22 protein-coding genes are annotated in these 22147 nt (G+C 72.2%); 6 read left to right on the top strand and 16 right to left on the bottom strand.

Annotated features, from left to right (window positions below; translation table 11 throughout):
- Positions 1 to 211 precede the first annotated feature (211 nt).
- Positions 212 to 667 carry a pyridoxamine 5'-phosphate oxidase family protein gene (locus ACFVYN_RS03810; protein WP_389991992.1) on the top strand — a complete coding sequence of 152 codons (456 nt, stop codon included), beginning with the start codon at positions 212 to 214 and terminating at the stop codon, positions 665 to 667.
- A gap of 4 nt (positions 668 to 671) precedes the next feature.
- Here the strand turns inward: ACFVYN_RS03810 and ACFVYN_RS03805 are convergent, their stop codons facing one another.
- Positions 672 to 1577 (bottom strand): oxidoreductase, encoded by a 906-nt coding sequence (locus ACFVYN_RS03805; protein WP_389991989.1) that lies wholly within the window; start codon positions 1575 to 1577, stop codon positions 672 to 674.
- A 52-nt stretch (positions 1578 to 1629) separates the two neighbouring features.
- Positions 1630 to 3420: a bifunctional sugar phosphate isomerase/epimerase/4-hydroxyphenylpyruvate dioxygenase family protein gene (locus ACFVYN_RS03800; RefSeq protein WP_389991987.1), complete on the bottom strand. Its 1791-nt coding sequence runs from the start codon at positions 3418 to 3420 to the stop codon at positions 1630 to 1632.
- A 255-nt stretch (positions 3421 to 3675) separates the two neighbouring features.
- Here ACFVYN_RS03800 and ACFVYN_RS03795 point away from each other — a divergent pair, with 255 nt between their 5' ends.
- A complete protein-coding gene (locus tag ACFVYN_RS03795; RefSeq protein WP_389991984.1) occupies positions 3676 to 4470 on the top strand; it encodes an IclR family transcriptional regulator in 795 nt (264 codons plus the stop codon).
- Positions 4471 to 4543: 73 nt separating this feature from the next.
- On the opposite strand, the gene ACFVYN_RS03790 is transcribed toward ACFVYN_RS03795, so the two are convergent.
- The 5 genes from ACFVYN_RS03790 to ACFVYN_RS03770 form a co-directional block, all read right to left on the bottom strand.
- Complete coding sequence (locus tag ACFVYN_RS03790; RefSeq protein ID WP_389991982.1) at positions 4544 to 4966, bottom strand: PPOX class F420-dependent oxidoreductase; 423 nt, start codon at positions 4964 to 4966, stop codon at positions 4544 to 4546.
- 28 nt (positions 4967 to 4994) lie between these two features.
- The gene (locus ACFVYN_RS03785) at positions 4995 to 5879 is read right to left on the bottom strand and encodes an NAD(P)-dependent oxidoreductase (RefSeq protein WP_389991980.1); all 885 of its coding nucleotides are present in this window, start codon (positions 5877 to 5879) and stop codon (positions 4995 to 4997) included.
- A 204-nt stretch (positions 5880 to 6083) separates the two neighbouring features.
- A complete protein-coding gene (locus ACFVYN_RS03780) occupies positions 6084 to 7406 on the bottom strand; it encodes an aldehyde dehydrogenase family protein (protein WP_389991978.1) in 1323 nt (440 codons plus the stop codon).
- 118 nt (positions 7407 to 7524) lie between these two features.
- Positions 7525 to 8694 carry an RNA polymerase sigma factor gene (locus ACFVYN_RS03775; protein ID WP_389991975.1) on the bottom strand — a complete coding sequence of 390 codons (1170 nt, stop codon included), beginning with the start codon at positions 8692 to 8694 and terminating at the stop codon, positions 7525 to 7527.
- Positions 8694 to 9050, bottom strand: coding sequence for a YciI family protein (locus tag ACFVYN_RS03770; protein ID WP_389991972.1), 357 nt, complete (start codon positions 9048 to 9050; stop codon positions 8694 to 8696). Before ACFVYN_RS03770 ends, ACFVYN_RS03775 begins: the two co-directional genes overlap by 1 nt.
- Positions 9051 to 9144: 94 nt before the next feature.
- Between ACFVYN_RS03770 and ACFVYN_RS03765 the strand changes: the two genes are divergently transcribed.
- Positions 9145 to 10191, top strand: a complete 1047-nt coding sequence (locus tag ACFVYN_RS03765) for an acyl-CoA dehydrogenase family protein (RefSeq protein ID WP_389991969.1) — start codon at positions 9145 to 9147, stop codon at positions 10189 to 10191.
- Here ACFVYN_RS03765 and ACFVYN_RS03760 read toward each other — a convergent pair.
- The 7 genes from ACFVYN_RS03760 to ACFVYN_RS03730 all read right to left on the bottom strand — a co-directional run bounded on the left by ACFVYN_RS03760 (position 10188) and on the right by ACFVYN_RS03730 (position 16643).
- Positions 10188 to 11003 (bottom strand): alpha/beta fold hydrolase, encoded by an 816-nt coding sequence (locus tag ACFVYN_RS03760; protein ID WP_389991967.1) that lies wholly within the window; start codon positions 11001 to 11003, stop codon positions 10188 to 10190. The genes ACFVYN_RS03765 and ACFVYN_RS03760 overlap by 4 nt on opposite strands.
- Positions 11004 to 11060: 57 nt before the next feature.
- Positions 11061 to 12206, bottom strand: a complete 1146-nt coding sequence (locus ACFVYN_RS03755; RefSeq protein ID WP_389991965.1) for an LLM class flavin-dependent oxidoreductase — start codon at positions 12204 to 12206, stop codon at positions 11061 to 11063.
- Positions 12207 to 12238: 32 nt separating this feature from the next.
- A complete protein-coding gene (locus tag ACFVYN_RS03750) occupies positions 12239 to 13447 on the bottom strand; it encodes an SfnB family sulfur acquisition oxidoreductase (protein WP_389991963.1) in 1209 nt (402 codons plus the stop codon).
- A 6-nt stretch (positions 13448 to 13453) separates the two neighbouring features.
- Complete coding sequence (gene ssuE, locus ACFVYN_RS03745) at positions 13454 to 14008, bottom strand: NADPH-dependent FMN reductase (RefSeq protein ID WP_389991960.1); 555 nt, start codon at positions 14006 to 14008, stop codon at positions 13454 to 13456.
- 67 nt (positions 14009 to 14075) lie between these two features.
- Positions 14076 to 15296 carry an acyl-CoA dehydrogenase family protein gene (locus ACFVYN_RS03740; RefSeq protein ID WP_389991957.1) on the bottom strand — a complete coding sequence of 407 codons (1221 nt, stop codon included), beginning with the start codon at positions 15294 to 15296 and terminating at the stop codon, positions 14076 to 14078.
- A gap of 13 nt (positions 15297 to 15309) precedes the next feature.
- A complete protein-coding gene (gene sfnG / locus ACFVYN_RS03735; protein WP_389991954.1) occupies positions 15310 to 16419 on the bottom strand; it encodes a dimethylsulfone monooxygenase SfnG in 1110 nt (369 codons plus the stop codon).
- A gap of 146 nt (positions 16420 to 16565) precedes the next feature.
- The gene (locus ACFVYN_RS03730; RefSeq protein ID WP_350786652.1) at positions 16566 to 16643 is read right to left on the bottom strand and encodes a putative leader peptide; all 78 of its coding nucleotides are present in this window, start codon (positions 16641 to 16643) and stop codon (positions 16566 to 16568) included.
- A gap of 143 nt (positions 16644 to 16786) precedes the next feature.
- Here ACFVYN_RS03730 and ACFVYN_RS03725 point away from each other — a divergent pair, with 143 nt between their 5' ends.
- On the top strand, positions 16787 to 17707 hold the full coding sequence (locus ACFVYN_RS03725) for a LysR family transcriptional regulator (RefSeq protein WP_389991952.1): 921 nt from the start codon (positions 16787 to 16789) through the stop codon (positions 17705 to 17707).
- 9 nt (positions 17708 to 17716) lie between these two features.
- Here the strand turns inward: ACFVYN_RS03725 and ACFVYN_RS03720 are convergent, their stop codons facing one another.
- Complete coding sequence (locus ACFVYN_RS03720) at positions 17717 to 17905, bottom strand: hypothetical protein (protein WP_352386039.1); 189 nt, start codon at positions 17903 to 17905, stop codon at positions 17717 to 17719.
- A 159-nt stretch (positions 17906 to 18064) separates the two neighbouring features.
- Here ACFVYN_RS03720 and ACFVYN_RS03715 point away from each other — a divergent pair, with 159 nt between their 5' ends.
- Positions 18065 to 19591, top strand: a complete 1527-nt coding sequence (locus ACFVYN_RS03715) for an SDR family oxidoreductase (protein ID WP_389991949.1) — start codon at positions 18065 to 18067, stop codon at positions 19589 to 19591.
- 37 nt (positions 19592 to 19628) lie between these two features.
- A complete protein-coding gene (locus tag ACFVYN_RS03710) occupies positions 19629 to 21002 on the top strand; it encodes a cryptochrome/photolyase family protein (RefSeq protein WP_389991946.1) in 1374 nt (457 codons plus the stop codon).
- 38 nt (positions 21003 to 21040) lie between these two features.
- Here the strand turns inward: ACFVYN_RS03710 and ACFVYN_RS03705 are convergent, their stop codons facing one another.
- Complete coding sequence (locus ACFVYN_RS03705; protein WP_389991943.1) at positions 21041 to 22012, bottom strand: MerR family transcriptional regulator; 972 nt, start codon at positions 22010 to 22012, stop codon at positions 21041 to 21043.
- Positions 22013 to 22147 lie beyond the last annotated feature (135 nt).

The raw sequence follows: 22147 nt of genomic DNA, 5'->3' as shown, positions 1-22147 counted from the left end.
GCAGGGGGCCGCGCGGGCCGGGTCACCCGGGGCCGGGGTCCCTGCCGCACCGCGCGAGCGTTCCGGCGTCTCCGACCCGCGGACGGTAGGACTACGAGGCCGGGGCTCGGCGACGCGTCAGGGACCGCGCCGGCGGTTTCGGCGCCTCGGTCCGCGGGAGTAGGGCCCGGGACCGAGGCGTCGGGGCGAGGCGGCCGGTAGCGTCCCGGCCATGACGATCACCGAGAGCCGCCGCCCCGAACAGCGCAAGCGTGACGTACTGGCCCGTCTGGAGCGGGAGACGGACATCTGGGTGGCCTCGGCGGACTCCGACGGGTTGCCCTGTCTGGTCGCGCTGTGGTTCGCCTGGGACGGTGAGTCCGTCTGGCTGTCCACCCGGATCACCAACCCCACGGGCCGCAATCTGCGCGACGGCGGCCGCGCCAGGCTGGCGTTCGGGGACACCCAGGATGTCGTGCTCATCGACGGGGAGGTGCGGACGTACGCCGGGACGGACGTGCCGGCCGCCGCGATCGAGGTCTTCCGGGGGAAGACGGGCTGGGACCCGCGCGAGGACAGCGCCGCCTACGCCTTCTTCCAGGTGCGCCCGCACGCGGTGCAGGCCCTCAACGGCGTGCACGAGATGCGTGGGCGGCATGTCATGGAGGACGGCGTGTGGGTCGTATGACCGCTCAACCGGCCTTGTGGTGCAGTGAGTCGAGCATGTCCCGTTCCTCGTCACCGAGCCGGAGGGCGCCCGCCGCGATGTTCTCGGCGAGGTGGTCGGGGTTGCCGGTGCCGGGGATGGCGAGGACGTGCGGGCCCTGGGCGAGGGTCCAGGCGAGCCGGACCTGTGCGGGGGTCGCGCCGTGCGCCCGTGCGACGGCGAGCACCGCCTCGTCGTGGGCGGTGGTGGCGCCCTCTTCTCCGACGTCCCCGGCGATCGCGAAGAACGGCACGAAGGCGATGCCCTGTTCGCCGCAGATCCGCACCATCTCGTCGGTGACCCGGTTGCGGGAGTCGATCCCGAACCGGTTCTGCACGCACACCACCGGCGCGATCGCCTGCGCCTCGGCGAGATGGCGGGGCTCGACGTTCGAGACGCCGAGGTGCCGGATCAGGCCCGCCTCGCGCAGTTCGGCGAGGGCCCCGAAGTGCTCGGCGATCGAGTCCTGGCGCATGCGGCGCAGGTACACCAGGTCGAGGTGGTCACGGCCGAGCTGGCGGAGGTTCTCCTCGACGTGGCCGCGCAGGTCCTCCGGTCGGGCCGAGGTACCCCACTCGCCGGTGTAGTCCCGGAAGGGCCCGACCTTCGCCGCGATGACGAGGTCGTCGGGGTAGGGGGACAGCGCGCTGTTGATGATCTCGTTGGAGGAGCGCAGCGAGGAGAAGTAGAAGGCCGCGGTGTCGATGTGGTTCACGCCCAGCTCCATCGCCCTGCGCAGCACGGCGATGGACCGCTTCCGGTCGCTCGGGGTGCCGAAATGGAAAGCCGCGCTGCCGGTCAGCCGCATCGCGCCGAAGCCGATGCGGTTGACGGTGAGATCGCCGAGTGTCCAGGTGCCTGCCGCGTCCGCGGTGATCGTTTCAGAAGTCATCGGCGGATGATGACACAACTTTGGCCCGCCGACGTACGCGTTTTCCGCACTCCTACCTCCGCTGCGCGGCCAGCCGGATGGGCGCGTTGGCCGCACCGAACCCGGCGTAGCCGCCGGAGCGCTGGACGAACTCGAAGAAGACACGGCCGACCGTCTCGGTGTAGCAGTGCCGGAACTCGCCGCCCCGCTCGTCGCGGTCGTAGAGGATGCCGAGCTCGCGATACGTCTCCAACTCCCCCTCGGCGAACTCGAATCGCGCCTCCAGGTCGTCGTAGTAGTTCGCCGGGATGTGCAGCAGCCCAGCTCCGGCCACCCGGAAGCGACGGACCGCGGCGACGATGTCGTCGACGGCGAACGCCACGTGCCGGGCCCGTGTCTCACCGTCCTCCTGCGGCGCGGGCGCGAGGTTGAGGACCACCCGGGGCCCGTCCGAGGAGGCCGACAGGGCACGGCTGCGGAACAGGCCGTAGGGGTCGGCGAGTTCGACGGTGTCGTGCGGACTGAGGCCCAGCACCGTGCGGTGGAAGAGGACCGACTCGTCGAACTGGTGCCAGGGCTGGGTGAGCGCGAGATGGTCGATGGCGGTGACGACACCGTCGAACTCGGCGGGCCCGCTGTCGGCTGTGTACGCGAAGTCGTCCGTCCAGCTGGGGAGTTCGGGGCGGCCGGTCGCACAGAACAGGACTTCGGTGCCGTCCGGGGCCGCGATCGACTCCAGGGGGACGTCCTGTGCGCTGCGGCGCTTGGGCAGGGCGGGCGCGAGCAGGGCTTCCGCCCGCCGCGCGGAGGCCGCCGGATCCGCCGTCTCCAGGCCTACGGCCGCCAGGGCGGTGTCGGTACGGCGGCCCGCGGTGCCCGTGTTGACCAGGACGCGGGCCTCGCCCTGCTCCCAGAGGTCGACCGGCTTGCCGTGATGGCGGGCGGTGCGGGTGAAGCCGAGAGCCGTGAGGAGTTCGCCGACGGGCTCGGGGTCGCTGGTGGCGAGTTCGGCGAAGGCGACGCCGGAGGGAACCACACGGGCCGGGAGCGGGGAGACTCCGGCGCTCTCCTCCAGGGCGAGCAGGGAGCGCAGTCCGTCTAGCGCCGTGCGGCCCGCGTCGGCTTGGCGGAAGACGTCGTTGAAGACCTCCAGGGACAACGGTCCGTCGTAGCCGGCGTTCAGGACGTGGCGCAGGAGTCCGGCGACGTCGAATCCGCCCTGGCCGGGGAAGCAGCGGTAGTGACGGCTCCACTGGAGGACGTCCATGGCCATCAGCGGGGCGTCGGCGAGCTGGAGGAAGAAGATCTTCTCGCCGGGGATGTCCTCGATGCCCTTCGGGTCCGAGCCCCGGGACAGGATGTGGAAGCTGTCCAGGCAGGTGCCGAGCGCCGGATGGTCGGCGGCCTCGACGATCCGCCAGGCGTGGTCGTACGTGCTGACGTGCCGTCCCCATGCCAGGGCCTCGTAGGCGACCCGGATGCCGGACTCCCGGGCCAGGTCGGCGAGGCGGCTCAACTGCTCCGCCGCGAGGTCGTCGTCGTCCACGGCCTGCGGGGCGACGCTGGAGCAGACGAGGACGGTGTCGGCGCCGAGCCTGCGCATCACCTCGAACTTGTGCCGGGCACGCCGCAGATTGCGGGCGAAGATCTCCTCCGGGACGGCCTCGATGTCCCGCATCGGCTGGTAGAGGTGGATGCGCAGGCCCAGGTCGGCCGTGCGGGCGGCGATCTCCTCGGGGGCGAGGGGGCTCGCGAGGAGGTCGTTCTCGAAGATCTCGACGCCGTCGAAGCCGGCCTGTGCGGCGGCCGTCAGTTTCCCGGTGAGGGTGCCGCTGAGGCAGACGGTGGCGATGGACTTGCGCATGTTCGCTCCCGAGGTGTCACACATACTCGCTCCCGGCCGGACCACGTTCCCGTCGGACTCCAGAAAACCACCAGATGGTTCATTCGATCCACTGTGCGGTCAGAGTAGGTGCCCTAGGCTCCTGGAACAAGGCCGTGGTCGACGGAGACGGCAGCCACCTGCGACTTCTTCAGCGTCGCGGTTTCCTTGGTCCGCACAGCGGACTACGGTCGGGAGCGGCACCGGACGAGGGCCGAACACACGGGGAGGCAGCGGGTGAGCGACGGACAGCGGCGGGCAGAGGGCGACGCCGACCAGCACGCGGGCGGGGTGCGCAGTGTGCGGCGGGCCTTCGACATCCTGGCCCTGCTCACCGAGGACCGGCCGGTGATCACCCTGCGGGAGATCACCGAATCGACGGGGCTCGCCAAGACGACCGCGCTGCGTCTGGTGCAGACCCTGGAGGAGACCGGTCTGCTGGGCTCGCACCCGTCCGGGTACACCGCCGGGCCCGCGCTGTGGCGCTGGGCCTATCTCGCGCGCAGCCAGTGGGAGGTGCCGCAGGAGACCCGGAAGGTGATGCGGGATCTGGCGGACCGGCTGGGCGAGACCGTCAATCTGTTCGTCGCCCGGGGCGTCCACCGCATCTGCGTCGCCCACGAGGAGAGTCCGCACCCGCTGCGCCATGTCGTCGACGTCGGCGACGAGCAGCCGCTGTGGGCGGGCGCCTCCTCGAAGATCCTGCTGCGGGACGCCTCCGAGGCGTTCCTGCACCGGGTCGCCGTCGCCTCACCGCAGGGCGAGGCACAGGTCGAGCGGCTGCGGGCGTGGGTCGCGGAGGCGGCAGAGCGCGGTTACGCCGTCAGCAGCAGCGAGTGGGACGAGGGGCTGACCGCCGTGGCGGTGCCCGTCACCGGCCGCTCCGGCGAGGTCGTGGCCTCCCTCTCCCTGAGCGGCCCCAGCCACCGCTTCCCCTACGAGGCCGTCGAGCGCTTCGTCACGGAGCTCGCCGAGGGCGCCCGCCTCATCTCCGGCCAGGGCTTCAGCCACCCGCTGAGCAGCGGCGTCTGACACCAGGCGGCCCTGGGCTCCACCATTGACGGGCGGGCGAGGGTGCGGTCGCAGCCTCGCCCGGGTCCTGTCCTCACCCGGAAGCCTGGTCGCTGTCCTTCATCTCGCCCCAGCCGTGCCAGCGCTCGACCTCGATCCAGGCGCTGACGCGGCCCCGGACCCGGTTCGGGTAGGGACGGCCGCCGTAGTGCGTGGAGAGGCGGTCGATGTCGGCGAGGTCCTTGTCCTCGTACGTCTCGGTCACGCGGCCGATGAGCGTGATGTGCGTGTACCAGTTGTCGCCGTCCAGGACGGTGAGGGTGACGCGGGGGTCGCGGCGCAGGTGCTTCAGCCGGACCCGGCCCTCGTCCAGGTTGATCAGGACACGGCCGTCCTCCCAGAGATACCAGGTGGCGGCCGACACCGGCGTGCCGTCGGAGCGAAGGGTCGCCATCACGCAGGGGTTGGGGCGGCGCAGCAGTTCGACGGCCTCTTGCGGCAGCGGGGGCTTGGACACGAAGGGCTCCTCCTCGGGATCCCCGGGTTCAGGCGTTCTCGTCGAAGCTCGCATAGTAGGCGGCGGCCATGTCCTCGTCACCGTGCCCCTGGGCGGCGGCACGTTCGAACCGCTCGGCGCTCGCGGCGGCCACGTCCAGGCGGACTCCGCCCCGCTGACCGGCCTCGACGATCAGACGGGCGTCCTTGGCGGCGGTGGAGACCGCGAACTGGGCCGGTGACAACCGGCCGTCCAGGACCATGCCCGTCTTGGCCCGCAGATAGCCCATGTCGAGGGGGCCGCCGTCGATGGCGTCGAAGAAGCCCTGCGGGTCCACGCCGAGGGCCTTCGCGAGGGCGAGGACCTCGCCGGCCGCGTTGGTCACCGCGAGCACCCAGCTGTTGGCGACCAGCTTGAGCCGGGTCGCGCTGCCCTCGGCACCGTCCTCGCCGGTCCACACCGTGCGGGCGCCGACCGCGTCGAAGACGGGGGTGACGGCGCCGCGGCCGTCGACCGGTCCGGCCGCGAGGACCAGCAGCTGACCGGCCTCGGCGGGCTGGCGGGTGCCCAGGACGGGCGCGTCGAAGAAGACCAGTCGGTGCTCGCGGGCGAAGGCGGCCAGGTCGGCGATCGCCTCGGTGCCGACGGTGGTCGACTGCACCCAGGCGGTGCCCGGGCGGAGCCCTTCGGCGGCCTGACGCATGACGTCCAGGGCCGCGGGGCCGTCGTACAGCATGGTCAGGACGGCATCGGCGCCGCGCACGGCCTCGGCGGGGCTGCCGGCGATCTCGACACCGTCAGCGGCGAGCGGCTGTGCCTTGCTCGCGCTGCGGTTCCAGGCGCGGACGGTGTGTCCGGCGCGGGCGAGGTTGCGGGCCATCGCGGCACCCATGATGCCGGTGCCCAGGACGCTCACGGTGAGCTTGTCGGTCATGACGTCAACTCCCTGCGGGGTACGGATGTCTGTTCAGGCACCGAGCTTGCCGGAAGCGGCGGGGATCAGCCCGTCCAGCCACGCCTGGTGACCGTTGAGCATCGGGTTCGGGCGCTCCAGGGCGGAACTCGCGCGGATGGCCCAGCAGGAGTTGGGGGCCTGCCGGGCCTTGCCGCACCGCGACCCGCGACCGGCGACCCGCGACTAACCGAGCGGCTTCTCCAGGATCGCCTTGCGGTGGCTGAAGGTCTCGATGGAGTAGCGGCCGTGGTAGTTGCCCATGCCGCTCTCGCCGACCCCGCCGAACGGCAGGTCGGAGACGGTGAGATGGGCGAGGGGCAGGCCGTAGCCGAGGCCTCCGGAGGAGGTCTCGTCGGCGATGCGGCGCCGGGTCGTGTCGGAGTCGGTGAAGACGTACAGCGCGAGGGGCTTGTCCCGGTCGTTGATGAAGTCGATGGCGGCGCCGAGGCCGGGGACGGTGACGATCGGCAGGATCGGGCCGAAGATCTCCTCCCCCATCACCGGGGAGCCGGGGTCCACGTCGGCGAGGACGGTGGGCGCGATGTACTTGCTCGTGCGGTCGCTCGTGCCGCCGACGACCGTGCGGCCCGAGTCCAGCAGTCCGGTGAGCCGGTCGAAGTGCCGTTCGTTGATGATGCGGCCGTACTCGCCGGAGTCGGCGGGGTCGCTGCCGTACAGCTTCTCGACGGCGCTCGCGAGCAGCGGTTCCAGGGCGGCCGCCGTCTCCGGGTCGGTCAGGACGTAGTCGGGGGCGACGCAGGTCTGCCCGGCGTTGAGGAACTTGCCGCGGGCCAGGCGCTCGGCGACGACGGTGAGGTCGGCGTCGCGGTCGACGAACGCCGGGGACTTGCCGCCCAGTTCGAGGGTGACCGGGGTGAGGTGCTCGGCGGCGGCGCGCAGGACGACACGGCCGACCGTGCCGTTGCCGGTGTAGAAGATGTGGTCGAAGCGCTCGGCCAGCAGGGCCGTGGTCTCCGGGATGCCGCCCTCGACGACGGCGACGGCGTCCGTGTCCAGGTAGGCGGGAAGCAGCCGGGCCACGGCGGCGGAGGTGGCCGGGGCGAGCTCGCTGGGCTTGGCGACCACCGCGTTGCCGGCGGCGAGGGCGCCGACCACCGGGGCGAGCAGCAACTGGGCCGGGTAGTTCCAGGGCGCGATGACGAGGACGACGCCGAGCGGGTCGTACTGCGTCCGGGCGCTCGCGTCGGCGCCGAGGTGGGCCGGGACCGGGGCGGACTCGGGGCGCAGCCAGTCGGCGAGGTGGTCCAGGGTGTGGTCGATCTCGCGGATCGTGAAGTCGATCTCGGTGCGGAAGGCCTCGGTGGAGCTCTTGCCCAGGTCGGCGTGGAGGGCGGCGGCCAGCTCCGTGCCCTTCTCCGTGAGCATCTCGCGCAGCCGGCGCAGCTGCGTCGTACGCCACTCGACGGGCTTGGTACGGCCGCTGCGGAAGGTGGCGCGCAGTCGGGCGACGACGTCGGCGGGCTGCTCGGGGCCGGGGTGGTTCACGGATGCCTCACTGGGGTGCTCGGGCCTTACGGCCTCGTCTCGACGTTCAGATGTATATTGCAACCTTTTCCCGTCCGGGCACATTCCAAGCCGCCGCCCGTACTTTCCGTGAGGAGAGTCACAAGCAGTGGCGACGGTGTTCGAGGTAGGCGCGCTCCGCCGGGTTCTCGGTGAGTTCCGCGGCCTTGGCGTAGGCGTCCGCGGCTTCCTTGTCGCGTCCGAGGCGGCGCAGCAGGTCGGCCCGGACGGCGTGCAGGACGTGGTAGCCGTCGAGGTCCAGCGGATCCACCAAGGCGAGGGCCGGGGCGGGGCCGTCTGTCTCCGCCACGGCGACCGCGCGGTTCAGGGCCACGACAGGGCTCGGCGCCACGGCCATGAGCTGGTCGTACAGGCGCCGGACCTGGTCCCAGTCGGTGGGCGCGTCGCTGTGGACGGCCTGGATGGCGGCCTGGATCTGGTACGGCCCCGGCTGGTTCCGGCGCAGACACCGCCGTACGAGCGACTGTCCCTCGGCGATGAACGCGCGGTCCCAGCGGCCCGGGTCCTGCTCCGACAGCGGCACGAGTGCGCCGTTGTCGTCGGTGCGGGTGGCCCGGCGGGACTCGATGAGCAGCATCAGGGCGAGGAGCCCGGTTACCTCGGGTTCGTCCGGCATGAGCTCGGTCAGCAGACGGCCCAGGCGTACGGCCTCGGCGCACAGTTCGGGGGTGCCGCCGTAGCCCTCGTTGAAGATGAGGTAGACGACGGCGAGCACTGCCTCGATCCGGTCGGGGAGGTCGGCGTCGCGGGGGACGCGGTAGGGGATGCGGGCGTCGCGGATCTTGGCCTTGGCGCGGACGAGGCGCTGGGCCATCGTCGGCTCGGGGACCAGGAAGGCGCGGGCGATCTGCGCGGTGGTGAGGCCGCCGAGCAGCCGCAGGGTGAGGGCGACCCGGGCCTGGGGGGCGAGCGCGGGGTGGCAGCAGGTGAAGACGAGGCGGAGCCGTTCGTCGCGCACGGGGCCCTCCTCGGACGGTGCGTCGGGGGCGTGAAGCAGGGCGGCCTCGGCCTGGCGGGTCCGCCTGGTGGACTCGCGGCGCAGCCGGTCGATCGCGCGGTTGCGGGCGGTGGTGATGATCCAGCCGGCCGGGCTGGGCGGCACACCGGTCTCCGGCCAGCGCCGTACGGCCGTGGTGAAGGCGTCCTGGACCGCTTCCTCGGCGAGGTCGATGTCGCCGAGGAGGCGGACGAGGACGGCGACCGCGCGGCCGTACTCCTCGCGGAAGACGCCCTCGACGTCCGGGGTCATCAGTCCTCGGACTCGTGCTGGAAGGGGCGCACCTCGATGGGCAGGGTGGTGGCCAGGGCCGCCTTGCGCCCCCACTCCAGGGCCGCGTCCAGGTCGGGTGCCTTGACGATGCACAGACCGCCGAGCTGTTCCTTGCCCTCGGCGTAGGGCCCGTCGGTGATCAGCACGTCGCCGCCGCGGGGCCGCAGCACGGTCGAGGAGTCGGGGCTGTGCAGTCCCCCGGCGAAGACCCAGGCCCCGGCCTCGCGGAGCTCCTGGTGAAAGGCGTCGAGCCGCTTGCCGATCTCGGCCAGCACCTCGGGGCCGGGCACCTCGTCCCAGCCGGGCTGCATGACGTTGAGCAGGTAGTACTGCATGTGGGTCTCCTCCTGTGAGTGTGTCTCACCTCCTACACGAACGGCACACTCCCGGATCGACACCGCGCGCGACGGAGTCGGGAGAATCCTGTCCATGACCACCGCACCGCACCCGCTCCTCGCCACCGCCCGCACCCTCGCCGACGGCCTCCTCGCCCCGCACGCGGCCCGGGTCGACCAGGAAGGGGTGCCCAGGGGCCACCTCGACGCGATCAGGCGCTCAGGGCTGCTCGGGGTGAGCGCGCCCAGGGAGTACGGCGGTGCGGGCGCCCCCGACGCGGTGGCGCGGGAGGTCCAGGAGATCCTCGCCGGGGCGTGCTGCTCCACCTGGTTCGTGCAGACGCAGCACCACTCGCCGGTGCGGATGCTCGCGCAGTCCGCCCTGCCGGTGCGGGAGCGGCTGCTCGGGCCGCTGGCGACCGGTGAGTTGCTGGCCGGGATCGCGTTCGCGCACGTCCGCGCGTTTCCGCGGGTGCCGGTGCGGGCGACGGCCGAGCGCGGCGGCTGGCGGTTCGACGGGAAGGTGCCCTGGTACACGGGCTGGGGCCTGAACGACGTGATGCTGCTGGCCGGGGTGAGCGAGGCGGACGAGGTGGTGTTCGCGTTCACCGAGGCGCACGAGCAGCCGGGAGTGCGGGCGTCGGAGCCGATGCGGCTCGCGGCACTCACCGCGGCCCGGACGGTCTCCCTGGAACTGGACGGCCTGTGGCTGCCCGAGGACGCCGTGGTGTTGCGCACCCCGCAGGAGAAGTTCGCGCTGGTGGACCGGCCGCGCAACACCAACGCCTCCCCCGCCGTCTTCGGCGTGGCCTACGCGGCGCTCCACCTCCTGGAGGAGGCCGGCGAGCGGGACACGGCAGCCGCCCTTCGCGGCCGACTCGACGAGGTGCGCGGGCAGGTGTACGAGCTGGCCGAGCATCCCGTCCCGTATGAGCGCGTGCCGGAACGGCTGGCGCTCAAGACGCGGTCGTACGACCTGATGCGCGCCGCCACGACCGCGGCCGTGGTGGCCGGGGGCGGCCGGGCCATGGATCTCGGCGGTACGGCCCAACGGCTGTTCCGGGAGGGGATGTTCCTGCTCGTGCAGGGGCAGACGGCCGAGGTGCGGCGGGCGCATCTGGACGCGCTCACGGAGATCTAGCCGAGGAGGGCCGCGATGAGTTCGGCGGGTGCGTCCTCCTGGACGAGGTGACCGGCGCCGGGGATGAGTTCGAGGCGCGCTCCGGGGATGCGGGCCACGAGTTCGCGCCCCTTGTCCGCGGGGATCCAGGTGTCGTCCTCGCCCCAGCACACCAGGACCGGGATCGCGATCTCGCCGTACCTGTCCTGCACTTCGTCGGTGTGACGCTGGTCGGCCTGGGCGATCTGGCGGTAGAAGGCGGCTTGGCCGGTGTCGCCGAGCCAGGGTTCGACGAGCCGGTCGTGGACGGCGGGATGCAGGCCCGGGCTGCTGGCGGAGCTGACGTACTCGCGGACGAGGGCCCGGTGCAGGGCGGGCGGGAGTTGGTCGAAGACCTCGGAGTGCTCGCCGACGAGCCGGAAGAACGGCGTTCCCCAGGGGGCCAGCGCGACCGGGTCGACGAGGGTGAGCGAGCGGTAGCGGGCGCCGTGCAGCAGATGGGCCCGCAGGGACACGGCACCGCCGAAGTCGTGGGCCACCACGCGGGGTTGGTCCAGGTCCCAGTGCGCGACGAGTTCGGTGAAGACCCTGCCCTGGGCCGCCAGGGAGACGTCCTGGCCCGCGGACTTCTCGGAGGCTCCGTAGCCGGGCATGTCCCACACGAACACCTGGTGGCGCCGGGACAGGGCCCGGGCCACGGCACGCCACACGTACGAGGAGAAGGGCGTGCCGTGCAGGAGGACGACCGGGTCACGGCCGGGATCTCCGAGGCTGTCCCAGCGGACCTCACCGGAGCTGCTGCGGAAGGTCCTGGTCAACGTCCAGTCGCTCACGGGCTGTTCCTCTCGACGGATGCGCAGTCGAACCCGTGAGCGTACGTGGTGACGGACCTAGCTCGCGAACGGCACCTGTGCCGAGGGCGCGGCCCGCTCGCCGGACGGGTGCTGCCACAGCCCCTGCGCGGCGAGGCGGGGCAGGACGCCCTCGCCGAACCAGTACGCCTCCTCCAGGTGCGGGTAGCCGGAGAGCACGAACTCGTCGATGCCCAGGGCGTGGTACTCCTTGATCCGCTCGGCGACCTCGTCGTGGCTGCCGACCAGCGCGGTGCCCGCGCCGCCGCGCACCAGGCCGATGCCGGCCCACAGGTTGGGGTGGATCTCCAGGCCGTTGCGGTCGCCGCCGCCGTGCAGGGCGAGCATCCGCTGCTGCCCCTCCGACTCGCTGCGGGCGAGCCCGGCCTGCACCGACCTGACGGTCTCCGGGTCGAAGCCGTCGAGCAGCCGGTTCGCCTCCGCCCAGGCCTGCTCGGAGGTGTCCCGGGTGATGACGTGCAGCCGGATCCCGAAGCGCAGGGTGCGGCCCTCCTTGGCAGCGAGCCCCCGGATCCAGGCGATCTTCTCGGCGACCTGCGCGGGCGGCTCGCCCCAGGTGAGGTACACGTCGACGTACTTGGCGGCGATCTCCCCGGCGATGGGTGAGGACCCGCCGAAGTACACCTCGGGCACCGGGTCGGGCACCCGCGCCAGTTTCGCGTCCTCGACACGGAGGTGCTCGCCGTGCAGGTCGACGGTCTTGCCCTCCCACAACCCCCGTACGACGTCCAGGAATTCGCCGGTACGGCGGTAGCGGGCGTCCTTGTCGAGGAAGTCCCCGTAGGCCCGCTGCTCGTGGCTCTCCCCGCCGGTGACCACGTTGAGCAGCAGCCGTCCCCCGGTCTGCCGCTGGAAGGTGGAGGCCATCTGCGCGGCGAGGGTCGGCGAGACGAAGCCGGGCCGGAAGGCGACCAGGAACTTCAGGCGCTCGGTGTTCTGGCTGACCATCGCGGTGGTGAGCCACGCGTCCTCGCACCAGGCGCCGGTGGGCGTGAGCGCCCCCACGAAGCCCAGGTCCTCGGCCGCCCGCGCGATCTGGCTCAGGTAGGCGACCGTCGGCGGCCGGTCCCGTCCGGAGACGGTGGCGGGCGTGCCGTGACCACCGCCCACGACATGGCGGCTGTCGCCGTTGGTCGGCAGGAACCAGTGGAAGGTGAGGGACATGGGGGTCTCCGATCGGGAAGGTCCGCTGTGTGCTACAGGAGGCCGTGCCGGGGCGGCCGGGTGCCGCTGAGCACGTACTTGCCGATGTGCTGGATCTTCCAGCGGGCCGGGTCGTGCAGGGTGTGGGTCCGCGCGTCGCGCCAATGCCGGTGCAGGTTCAGGGAGTTGAGGGCCGAGCGGGTGCCGGACACCTCGAAGAGGGCACTCGCCACCTCCACCGCGGCCTGTGCCGCCTGCACCTTGGCGGCGGCGACCGCGATGGACGCCTCGGCCGCCGAGTCGTCGGTGAGGTCGGCCCGGGCGGCGTCCACGGCCTGGGCGGCCTCCCGCAGCAGGGCCTCGGACGCCCTTACCTGGATGGCCAGTTCGCCGAAGCGCTGGATCAGCAGCGGGTCCTCGGCGGCCGTGTCGACACCGCTCTCGAACCAGGGGCGGCTCTTCGTCCGGACGAACTCCGCCGCCTCCGCGAGCGCTCCCCCGGCGATGCCGGTGTCGATGGCGGCGTGCAGCAACTGGGCGACGGCTCCGTGGAGTTGGGGTCCCTCGAAGGTCAGGTGGTGCGGCAGGACGCGGTCGGCGGGGACCTCGACGCCTTCGAGGCGGACGGTGCCGCTGGCCGTCGTACGCTGACCGAGTCCGTCCCAGTCGTCGATCACCGTGAGGCCGGGGGCGTCCGCCGGCACGTAGGCCACGTACAGCTTGTCGTCCTCGGCGCGGGCCAGCACGGGGATCCAGTCGGCGAACAGGGCGCCGGTGGAGTAGTGCTTGACGCCGTCGAGACGGTACGAGCCGTCCGGCTGCGGGTGCAGTCGGGTGCGGATGTCCTGGACGTGCTTGGTTCCGGCCTCGGACTGCGCGTTGCCGAAGCGGCGGCCGGCGAGCAGTTCGGCGAAGAAGAACTTCCGCTGCTCGTCGGTGCCCTGACGGCGGATCACATTGGCGTAGACGAAGTGGCTCTGCGGGATCTGGGAGAGGCTCGCGTCGGCGGAGGCGAGCAGCCGGAAGATCTCGGCGAGGGTCGGCGCGCTCACGTCCGCTCCCCCGTGTTCGGCGGGGACGGTGACGGCGAGCAGCCCGGAGGCGGAGAGCCGGTCCAACTCCTCGCGGGGCAGCCTGCGTTCGGCGTCCCTGGCGGAGGCGCCGGCGCGGAACTCCGCGGCGAGCGACGCAGCGACCGCGAGGGCCTCCGCGTCGTCGGCGATCACGTGGGCCGGACCGGGGGATGTGCTCGACGCTGTCATGGTGGATCAGCCCGCCGCCGCCAGCACCGGCCGCCGTCCCAGCGCGGTCGAGAACTGGTCCACGACCAGGGTGAGCGCCTCGGTCGCGGTGGGCGCGACGCTCAGCGTGCCGTCGTCCTGCACGCTGATCTCCTTGTCCAGGGTGAACCAGCCCTGCACGATGTGGGCCGCGCCCATGGAGCTGAGGACCGGGCGGAGCGCGTAGTCGATGGCCAGGACATGGGCGGTGGAGCCGCCGGTGGCCAGCGGCAGCACGGTCTTGCCGGCGAGGGCGTACTGCGGGAGCAGGTCCAGCAGGGCCTTGAGGACTCCGGAGTACGAGGCCTTGTAGACGGGGGTGGCGACGACGACCCCGTCGGCCCGCGCGAACAGTTCGGTGGCCTCGACGATCGCCGGATGCTGGAAGTCGGCGCCGAGCAGGGCCTCGGCGGGGATGGTCCGCACGTCGAGCGGGATCACCTCGTGGCCCTGCGCGGTCAGGCGCCGGTCGAGGTGGCGCAGCAGCCGGTTGGTGCGGGAGGAGGCGGAGGGGCTGCCGGAGACGGACAGGACGGTGGCCATGGGGTCCTCTTTCGGGGCGGGGAGGCGGGGCGCCCCCGGTTCAGGAGGGGGCGCCCCGGGGAAGCGGTCAGGAGTACCAGGTGGGTTCGGGCAGTTCGCCCTCGAGGACCCAGCGGCCGACCTCGCGCCGTTTGTAGGCGACGGGGTCGTGGAGGGTGTGGGTGCGGACGTTGCGCCAGAAGCGGTCGAGGCCTTCGGCGGTGGCGGTGGAACGGGCGCCGGTCACCTCGAAGATCCTGCTGGAGATCTCCAGGGCGACGTCGGTGGCGCGGGCCTTCACGGCGGCGACCCGCACCTCGAAGTCGCCGCGGGCCTGCTCGGTGACCGCGTCGGGGTCGTCGTGCAGTTTCTGGCCCTCGGCGGCGACGGCGTCGGCGAGGGCCTCGGCCGCCCAGAGCTTCGCGGTGAGGTCGCCGTAGGTGTCGATGACGTACGGCTCGTCGACCGCGCGCTCGAAGCCGCCGTGCAGCCAGGAGCGGGCCTTCTCGCGGGTGTAGGTGGCGGCCGTCTCCAGCGCGCCGCCCGCGATGCCGAGGTAGAAGTTGACGAAGACCAGCTGGATGGTGGGGACGTTGAGGGTGTTGTAGACGCGCGGCTGGAACACCTTGTCGACGTATCCGGCCGCGCTCGACCACGGGGTGCGTACGCCGTCGAGCGTGACACCGCCGCTCTCGGTGAGGCGCTGGCCGATGTTGTCCCAGTCGTCGTGGAAGGTCAGGCCCGCCGAGTCGGAGGGCACGATGGCGAAGATGTGCTGGTCGGTGCCTTCCAGGACGCCTTCGAGGACGGTGACGTCGGAGACCTTGCTGCCGGTGGAGAAGGACTTGCGGCCGGTGTAGACGAGGTCGTCGCCGTCCTCGGTCACGACGACGTCCTTGTCCCGCGGGTTGACCGCGCCGCCGAAGAACCAGCGGTTGCGGGACGCCTCGGCCTCGACGTGCTCCCACTGCTCGCGGGTGCCGACCAGGCGGGCGGCCCAGAACCACAGGTAGTGGTAGCCGAGGAGCTGGCCGATGGAGCCGTCGGCCTTGGCGATCTCGCGGACGACCCGGTAGGCGGTGGGCCAGTCCTGGCCCGCGCCGCCGTGCTCGGTGGGGCCGAGGAGGGTGACGAGGCCGGCGTCCTTGAGGAGCTGGACCTCGGCGTACGGCGTGGCGCCCGCCCGGTCCCGGGCGGCGGCGTCGGTGGCGAGGACTGCGGCGACCTCGGCGGCGCGGGCGATCCAGTCCCGCGCAGTCTCGGGGGCGGGACGGTTCTGCCAGTCGGTGTTGTTGGTGACGGTGCTCATCTCGGTGACCTCCTCAGACCTGGGCGGGGGTGGACTCGGGGAGCTGGGCCTCCAGCTCACGCACGAGCGGCAGTACTCGCTTGCCGAAGTACTCGACCTCCTCGTGGTAGTGCAGGAAGCCCAGCAGGAGGAGGTCGACGCCGAGCTTCTTGTAGGCGACGATCCGCTCGGCGATCTGCTCCGGTGTGCCGATGAGGCCGGTGCGGAAGCCGTCGTTGTACTGGACGAGGTCCTCGAAGGTGGAGTCCTGCCACATGCCCTTCTTGTCGCCGGTGGACTGTCCGGCCTGCTTCACGGCGGCGCCGAATCCCTCGACGGCCTCGCTGTCGGCCTTGGCGACGATCTCCCGGAGGGTGTCGCGGGCCTCGGCCTCGGTGTCCCGGGCGATGAGGAAGCCGTTGAGGCCGAACTTCGGTGCGGTGCGCCCGACTTCGGCGGCGGCCTTGCGGACGTCGGTGAGCTGCTCGACCACCCCGTCGAAGTCCTTGCCGTTGGAGAAGTACCAGTCTGAGACCCGGCCGGCCATGGCGCGGGCCGCGGTGGAGTTGCCGCCCTGGAAGATCTCCGGGTGCGGCCGCTCCTCGGTGTTGAGGGGCTTGGGCTTGAGGGAGAAGTCGCGCAATCGGTAGAAGTCACCGGCGAGTTCGGCGTGGTCCTCCGTCCAGATCTTGCGCAGGGCGGTGATGAACTCCTCGGAGCGGCGGTAGCGCTCGTCGTGCTCCAGCCAGGGCTCGCCGAGGGCGGTGAACTCGCCCTTGAACCAGCCCGACACGACGTTCACGGCGAAGCGGCCCTTGGAGAGGTGGTCGGCGGTGGCGCCGAGTTTGGCGAGGACGCCGGGGTGCCACAGGCCGGGGTGGACGGCGGCGATGACCTTCAGGCGCTCGGTGGCGAGCAGCAGGGCGAGGCTGAAGCTGGTCGACTCGTGCTGGTACTCGGCGCCGTAGCTGGCCATGTAGCGGACCTGGCTGAGGGCGTAGTCGAATCCGTTGTTCTCGGCGAGGACGGCGAGTTCGCGGTTGTAGTCGTAGCCCCAGTCGGTGCGCTGCTCGATCTTGCTGGTGACGAGTCCTCCGCTGACGTTGGGGACCCAGTAGGCGAATTTCACGGGCGCGGCAGGCATGCGTGACTCCTGTTGCGGAATGTTCTCGGGCACGCCGAATTCAAGGGGTGCGCGGGCGCACGGAATTCAGGCGTGGAAACTCTCGAAAGAGCTCTCGCAAGAACTCTCGAAAGAGGGAGAGGCGCGGCGGATCGGCGGGAGGTTGATCAGGCCGCGGCGCAACAGGAGGCGCTGGAGACGCGCGCGAGGTCGACATGGCGTCGCCGCGTGAGGTCCAGTCGCATCTTCATGCCGTCGATCGTGACAGCCGGCGGCGAGAGGCGTCAAGGAAAACCCGACCGGTCTCGTATCGCGGACCATTGAATTTCACGAACGTGTGACAGGGAAACCCTTGAACCGGGCGGGAAATGGCCCGCATTCTTCGGGCATGCGGACCGAACAACTGGAATACATCGCCGCGGTGACCCGGCTCGGTTCACTGCGCCGGGCGGCGGAGGAACTGCGCCTGTCGCAGCCCGCGTTGAGCGAGACCGTGCGGAACCTGGAGCGCGAGCTCGGGGTCGACCTGCTGGAGCGCAAGCGGTCCGGGGCGACGATGAGCGCGGAGGGCCGGGAGCTGCTGCCGCACATCGTCGGCGTGCTGGAGGCGGTGGACCGGCTGCGGTCGGCGGCGGGGGAACAGCACCGCATCAGCCGTATGGTCCGCGTCGGCACGGTGAACGCGGCGACCGTGCCGCTGCTCATCCCGGCGGTCGAGGACTTCCGGGCCGCGCATCCGGTCACCCAGGTCGAGGTGGTCGGCGCCCAGCAGAGCGACATCCACCGAGCCCTGTCGGAGGGCGGGTTCGATCTCGGGCTGGTCAACCATCTCGACGGCGACGACACACCGGCCGGTTTCGAGTCGACGCAGCTTCTGCACGGACGCCCTGTGGTGTGCCTGCGCCCGGACAGTCCGCTGGCCGCGCGAACGAGTGTGCCGGTGGACGATCTGCTCTCCCAGCCGTTGATCGCCATGCGTACCGGCTATGTCATGCACCGCTTCGTCCACCGGCTGCTGGACGGGCGGGACGCTTCCTTCGCGTACTCCACCGACGGGGCGGAGATGGGCAAGCTGATGGTGGCAGAGGGGCTGGGGGTGACCGTGCTTCCCGACTTCAGCGTGGTCGGGGATCCGCTGGAACGTCAGGGCACGATCACCCACCGGCCGATCGAGGGCGACACGACCCGGGTGCTGCTGATGCTTCAGCGCCGCAGGGCCGAGTCCGTGCCGCGGGCGGCGCGGGACCTGCACGAGGTGTTCGTGCGCCGGGCCCGGCAGCTGGGCGGGACGCTGACGAGCTCCCCCTGAGGCCGCGTGTCAGTCCTCGTCGCGGCTCGGGACGACCACGAGGAACGCGTCGGACTGGATGTCCATCACCACGGTCGCAGGTTCCCCCTGCGCACGCCTTTGCGCCGCATACTCCTCTGCCGGCCACGATCCGCGCGGAGCCCCTGCAGGAAACCGCTCCAACACCTTCGCGCTCATAGCGGCAGACACCTCCAACATCGCTGACGAACCGTCTCGTACGACTCCGCTTGCCCGGGATTCAGGCGCACATGTGCACGTCTTGGTGTTTTCGCTCCGGTTGCATGGCCCGGACCCGCATCCGGACGAGGCCCGGCGGGGGAAGTGATCACAGGGGGCGACAGGAAGGGCCGGGAAGCGATGGACCAGGACGTCACGCGCGCGGGACCGCGCTGTCTGGTGACCGGTGCGACGGGATACATCGGCGGGCGTCTGGTTCCCGAGCTACTGGACGCGGGGTACCGCGTGCGGTGTCTGGCCCGTTCCCCCGACCGGCTGCGCGACCATCCCTGGGCCGGCCGGGCCGAGGTGGCGGGCGGTGACGTGACGGACGCCGCGTCCGTGGCCCGGGCCCTGGACGGGGTGGACGTGGCGTACTACCTGGTGCACGCGATGAGTTCCGGCAGCGACTTCGAGGACACCGACCGCCGGGCCGCACGGATCTTCGCCGAGCAGGCCCGGATCGCGGGTGTGCGACGGATCGTGCACCTCAGCGGCCTCACCCCGGCGGGGGTGCCCGAGCAGGAACTCTCCCCGCACCTGCGTTCCCGCGCCGAGGTGGCCCGCATCCTGCTGGACTCCGGGGTCCCGACCACGGTCCTGCGGGCGGCCGTCGTGATCGGCTCGGGCTCGGCCTCCTTCGAGATGCTGCGGTACCTGACCGAGCGCCTTCCCGTGATGGTCACCCCGAGCTGGGTGCACACCCGCATCCAGCCGGTGGCGGTCCGCGATGTGCTGCGGGCCCTCGTCGGCAGCGCCCGGATGCCGTCGGACGTGAGCCGGGCCTTCGACCTCGGCGGCCCGGAGGTTCTCACCTACCGGCAGATGATGCTCAGGTACGCGGCGGTCGCCGGGCTGCCGCGCCGGATCATCCTTCCGGTGCCGGTGCTCACCCCCGGGCTCTCCAGTCACTGGGTGGGCCTGGTGACGCCGGTGCCCGCCTCGATCGCCCGTCCGCTCACCGAGTCGCTGCGGCACGAGGTGGTCTGCCACGAGGACGACATCGCCCACCACCTCTCCGGCCCGCCCGGCCCTCCGCTCGGCTTCGACGACGCCGTACGACTGGCTCTGCAACGGGTGCGGGAGGCGCGGGTCACCACCCGGTGGTCGTCGGCGTCGGTGCCCGGGGCCCCGAGCGATCCGCTGCCCACCGATCCCGACTGGGCCGGCGGAAGCCTCTACCGCGACGAGCGGGAGCTGCGGGTCGACGCCTCGCCCGAGGCGCTGTGGCGGGTCGTCGAGGGCATCGGCGGGGAGAACGGCTGGTACTCCTTCCCCCTCGCGTGGGCGCTACGGGGCCTGCTGGACCGGCTGGTGGGCGGGGTCGGACTGCGCCGGGGGCGCCGGGACGCGGCACGGCTGCGGGTCGGCGACTCGCTGGACTTCTGGCGGGTCGAGGCCATCGAGCCCGGCCGGCTGCTGCGGCTGCGGGCCGAGATGCGGCTGCCGGGCCTGGCCTGGCTGGAGATGGGAGTCAGGACCGGCGAGGACGGCGGCACCCGCTACCGGCAGCGTGCCCTGTTCCATCCGCACGGTCTGCTCGGCCACGCCTACTGGTGGAGCGTCTCGCCCTTCCACGCGATCGTCTTCGGCGGCATGGCCCGCAACATCGCCCGGGCCGCGGCGGGTTCGGCGGCCCGTGATCCGAAGCGCGTCCCGGTCCCCTGACCTCCCGGCTCCCTTCCGCACCCCCGGAGTACGCACCATGAGCATCTCGGTCGTCCTGTTCACCTGCGACCTGCGCCTGCACGACCATCCGCCGCTCACGGCGGCGCTCGACGGCACCGAGCGGGTCGTCCCGCTGTTCGTGCGGGACCGGGCCGTGGACGCCGCCGGGTTCGCCGCGCCCAACCGGCTGGCGTTCCTCGCCGACTGTCTGCGCGACCTGGACGCCGGTCTGCGCGAGCGGGGCGGCCGGCTGGTCGTGCGCTCCGGCGACCTCGTCGACCAGGTGCGCAAGGTCGCCGCCGAGGCGGACGCCGACGAGGTGCACATGGCGTCCGACGTCAGCGCACACGCCCACCGGCGGGAGGAGCGGCTGCGCCGGGCCCTGGAGGCGGAGGGCGTACGGCTGCACGTCCACGCCACGGTGACCACGGCCGTCGCCGCCGGCGTGGTGGTCCCGGCCCTGTCGGACCACTTCGCCGTCTTCACGCCCTACTTCCGGCGCTGGTCGCAGGAACGGCTGCGGGACCCGCTCACCGCCCTGCGGACCCTGCGGGTCCCCGACGGCGTGGAGTCCGAACCGCTGCCGTCCCGCGACGGCCTGGCCGGGCTCTCGGAGGGCCTCGCCGAGGGCGGTGAGACGCGGGGCCGCAAGCGGTTCGCCGACTGGCTGCGGACCGGCCTCGCCGGGTACGCGGACCGTCACGACGACCTGGCCGGCGACGCGACCTCCCGGCTCTCCCCGCACCTTCACTTCGGCACCCTCTCCCCCGTGGAACTCGTCCACCGGGCGCGCCGGGCGGGCGGTCCGGGCGCGGAGGCCTTCGTACGGCAGCTCGCCTGGCGCGACTTCCACCGGCAGGTGCTCGCGGCCCGCCCTGCCTCGGCCGCCGCCGACTACCGCACACAGCACGACAGTTGGCGCTCCGAGCGGACCGCCGGGGACGACATCGAGGCATGGAAGGCGGGCCGCACCGGCTACCCGGTCGTCGACGCGGCGATGCGCCAGCTGCGGCACGAAGGGTGGATGCACAACCGCGGCCGCCTGCTGACCGCGAGCTTCCTCACCAAGACGCTGTACGTGGACTGGCGGATCGGCGCCCGGCACTTCCTGGACCTGCTGGTGGACGGGGACCTCGCCAACAACCAGCTCAATTGGCAGTGGATGGCGGGCACGGGCACCGACACCCGCCCCAACCGGGTCCTCAACCCGGTCGCGCAGGCCAAGCGGTACGACCCGGACGGCACGTACGTCCGCCGCTGGGTGCCCGAACTGGCCGCGCTGGAGGGGCCCGCGGTGCACGAGCCCTGGAAACTACGCGGCCTGGACCGCGCCGCGCTGGACTACCCGGATCCGATCGTGGACCTGTCCGAGGGGCTGGCCCGCTTCAAGCGGGCGCGCGGCCGCGACTGAGGTCGGCGGGGTACCGGAGACGGCTCGGGCCCCTGAGGTCAGCCGGACACCGGAGGCGATTCGGCCGTATACAGACGGGCCAGGGAGTCCAGGGCGTCCTCGAAGGCCGTCGGCCGGAGCGTTCCCGGGGCGGAACGGCCGAGCCAACCGGACCCGCCCAGCATCACCGCGGGGCTTCTGCGGGCGCCCTTCACACCCCACTGGGCACCGGCGATATGCCGGGCCAGCGGCAGGCTCGCCGTGGAGCGGGCCTGCGCCCACAGGACGACGGCCGCCGGGCCGAGCCGGTCCACCGCGGCGGTCAGCGCCTCCGCGGGTACGGCGGCCCCCAACATCCTGGTGGGCAGGCCCAGTTCGCTCAGGCCGGCGTTGAGGGCCTCCAGCGCCAGCGTGTGCTGCTCACCGGGGACGCAGGCCAGCACGACCGGCCCGGGGCCGAGCGGGTCGCCCTGTCGGGCCGGGGGGCGGGTGCGGCGGCGCAGCGCGGTGGACATGTGCCAGGACAGCAGGTGCTCGACCTCGACGTAACGGTCCCCGGACGAGGCCCACTTGCGGCCCACCGCGTGCAGCGTGGGCACCATCACCTCCTGCCAGGCGACGGCGAGGCCGTGGGTCTCGACCGCCGCGGTCAACTGCTCCTCCACGGCGGGCGCGTCGAGGCGCACGGCCGCGCGGGCGAGACCACGGCACTCCTGGCGCACATCGCCCAGGGGAAGCGGGCCGGCCGCCCGGGACCGTGCGCGGGCCGCGGGTACCGGCGTCCTCGGCGGGACCGTGGCGCCGCCCGGCTCCCTGGCCGCGCGGGCCGCCTCGGCGGGCGGTACACCCGCGGAGGTGAGCCGGCACATCGCCTCCAGCACGGCGACGTCCCGCGGTGTCCAGCGGCGGTGCCGGCCGTCGGTGCGGACGGCGGGGCCGATTCCGTAGCGGCGGTCCCAGGAGCGCAGCGTGGTGGGCGACACGCCCAGTCGGCGGGCCAGGGCACCGGTGGTGAGACTGGTCTCACTCATGGAGTGACTATACGACGCAGAACCGACGCGAGTTCTGGGACCTGCTATCCCCTCCGAGACCCGCAGTCACCTCTACACATAAAGGGGAAATAAGCGCAGAATGTACACAGGCGGTGCCTACCGCACTCCCGCATC

Source organism: Streptomyces sp. NPDC058307 (assembly GCF_042880295.1).
Lineage (GTDB): Bacteria > Actinomycetota > Actinomycetes > Streptomycetales > Streptomycetaceae > Streptomyces.
The sequence above is the reverse complement of the archived record's forward strand: the minus strand, read 5'-3'. Positions and strand labels throughout refer to the sequence as shown.

Coding starts and splice junctions, on each gene's coding strand:
- ACFVYN_RS03810 (WP_389991992.1), top strand. CDS start 212: ATGACGATCACCGAGAGCCGCCGCCCCGAACAGCGCAAGCGTGACGTA.
- ACFVYN_RS03805 (WP_389991989.1), bottom strand. CDS start 1,577: ATGACTTCTGAAACGATCACCGCGGACGCGGCAGGCACCTGGACACTC.
- ACFVYN_RS03800 (WP_389991987.1), bottom strand. CDS start 3,420: ATGCGCAAGTCCATCGCCACCGTCTGCCTCAGCGGCACCCTCACCGGG.
- ACFVYN_RS03785 (WP_389991980.1), bottom strand. CDS start 5,879: ATGACCGACAAGCTCACCGTGAGCGTCCTGGGCACCGGCATCATGGGT.
- ACFVYN_RS03775 (WP_389991975.1), bottom strand. CDS start 8,694: ATGACCCCGGACGTCGAGGGCGTCTTCCGCGAGGAGTACGGCCGCGCG.
- ACFVYN_RS03770 (WP_389991972.1), bottom strand. CDS start 9,050: ATGCAGTACTACCTGCTCAACGTCATGCAGCCCGGCTGGGACGAGGTG.
- ACFVYN_RS03765 (WP_389991969.1), top strand. CDS start 9,145: ATGACCACCGCACCGCACCCGCTCCTCGCCACCGCCCGCACCCTCGCC.
- ACFVYN_RS03755 (WP_389991965.1), bottom strand. CDS start 12,206: ATGTCCCTCACCTTCCACTGGTTCCTGCCGACCAACGGCGACAGCCGC.
- ACFVYN_RS03750 (WP_389991963.1), bottom strand. CDS start 13,447: ATGACAGCGTCGAGCACATCCCCCGGTCCGGCCCACGTGATCGCCGAC.
- ssuE (WP_389991960.1), bottom strand. CDS start 14,008: ATGGCCACCGTCCTGTCCGTCTCCGGCAGCCCCTCCGCCTCCTCCCGC.
- ACFVYN_RS03740 (WP_389991957.1), bottom strand. CDS start 15,296: ATGAGCACCGTCACCAACAACACCGACTGGCAGAACCGTCCCGCCCCC.
- sfnG (WP_389991954.1), bottom strand. CDS start 16,419: ATGCCTGCCGCGCCCGTGAAATTCGCCTACTGGGTCCCCAACGTCAGC.
- ACFVYN_RS03730 (WP_350786652.1), bottom strand. CDS start 16,643: ATGCGACTGGACCTCACGCGGCGACGCCATGTCGACCTCGCGCGCGTC.
- ACFVYN_RS03725 (WP_389991952.1), top strand. CDS start 16,787: ATGCGGACCGAACAACTGGAATACATCGCCGCGGTGACCCGGCTCGGT.
- ACFVYN_RS03720 (WP_352386039.1), bottom strand. CDS start 17,905: ATGTTGGAGGTGTCTGCCGCTATGAGCGCGAAGGTGTTGGAGCGGTTT.
- ACFVYN_RS03715 (WP_389991949.1), top strand. CDS start 18,065: ATGGACCAGGACGTCACGCGCGCGGGACCGCGCTGTCTGGTGACCGGT.
- ACFVYN_RS03710 (WP_389991946.1), top strand. CDS start 19,629: ATGAGCATCTCGGTCGTCCTGTTCACCTGCGACCTGCGCCTGCACGAC.
- ACFVYN_RS03705 (WP_389991943.1), bottom strand. CDS start 22,012: ATGAGTGAGACCAGTCTCACCACCGGTGCCCTGGCCCGCCGACTGGGC.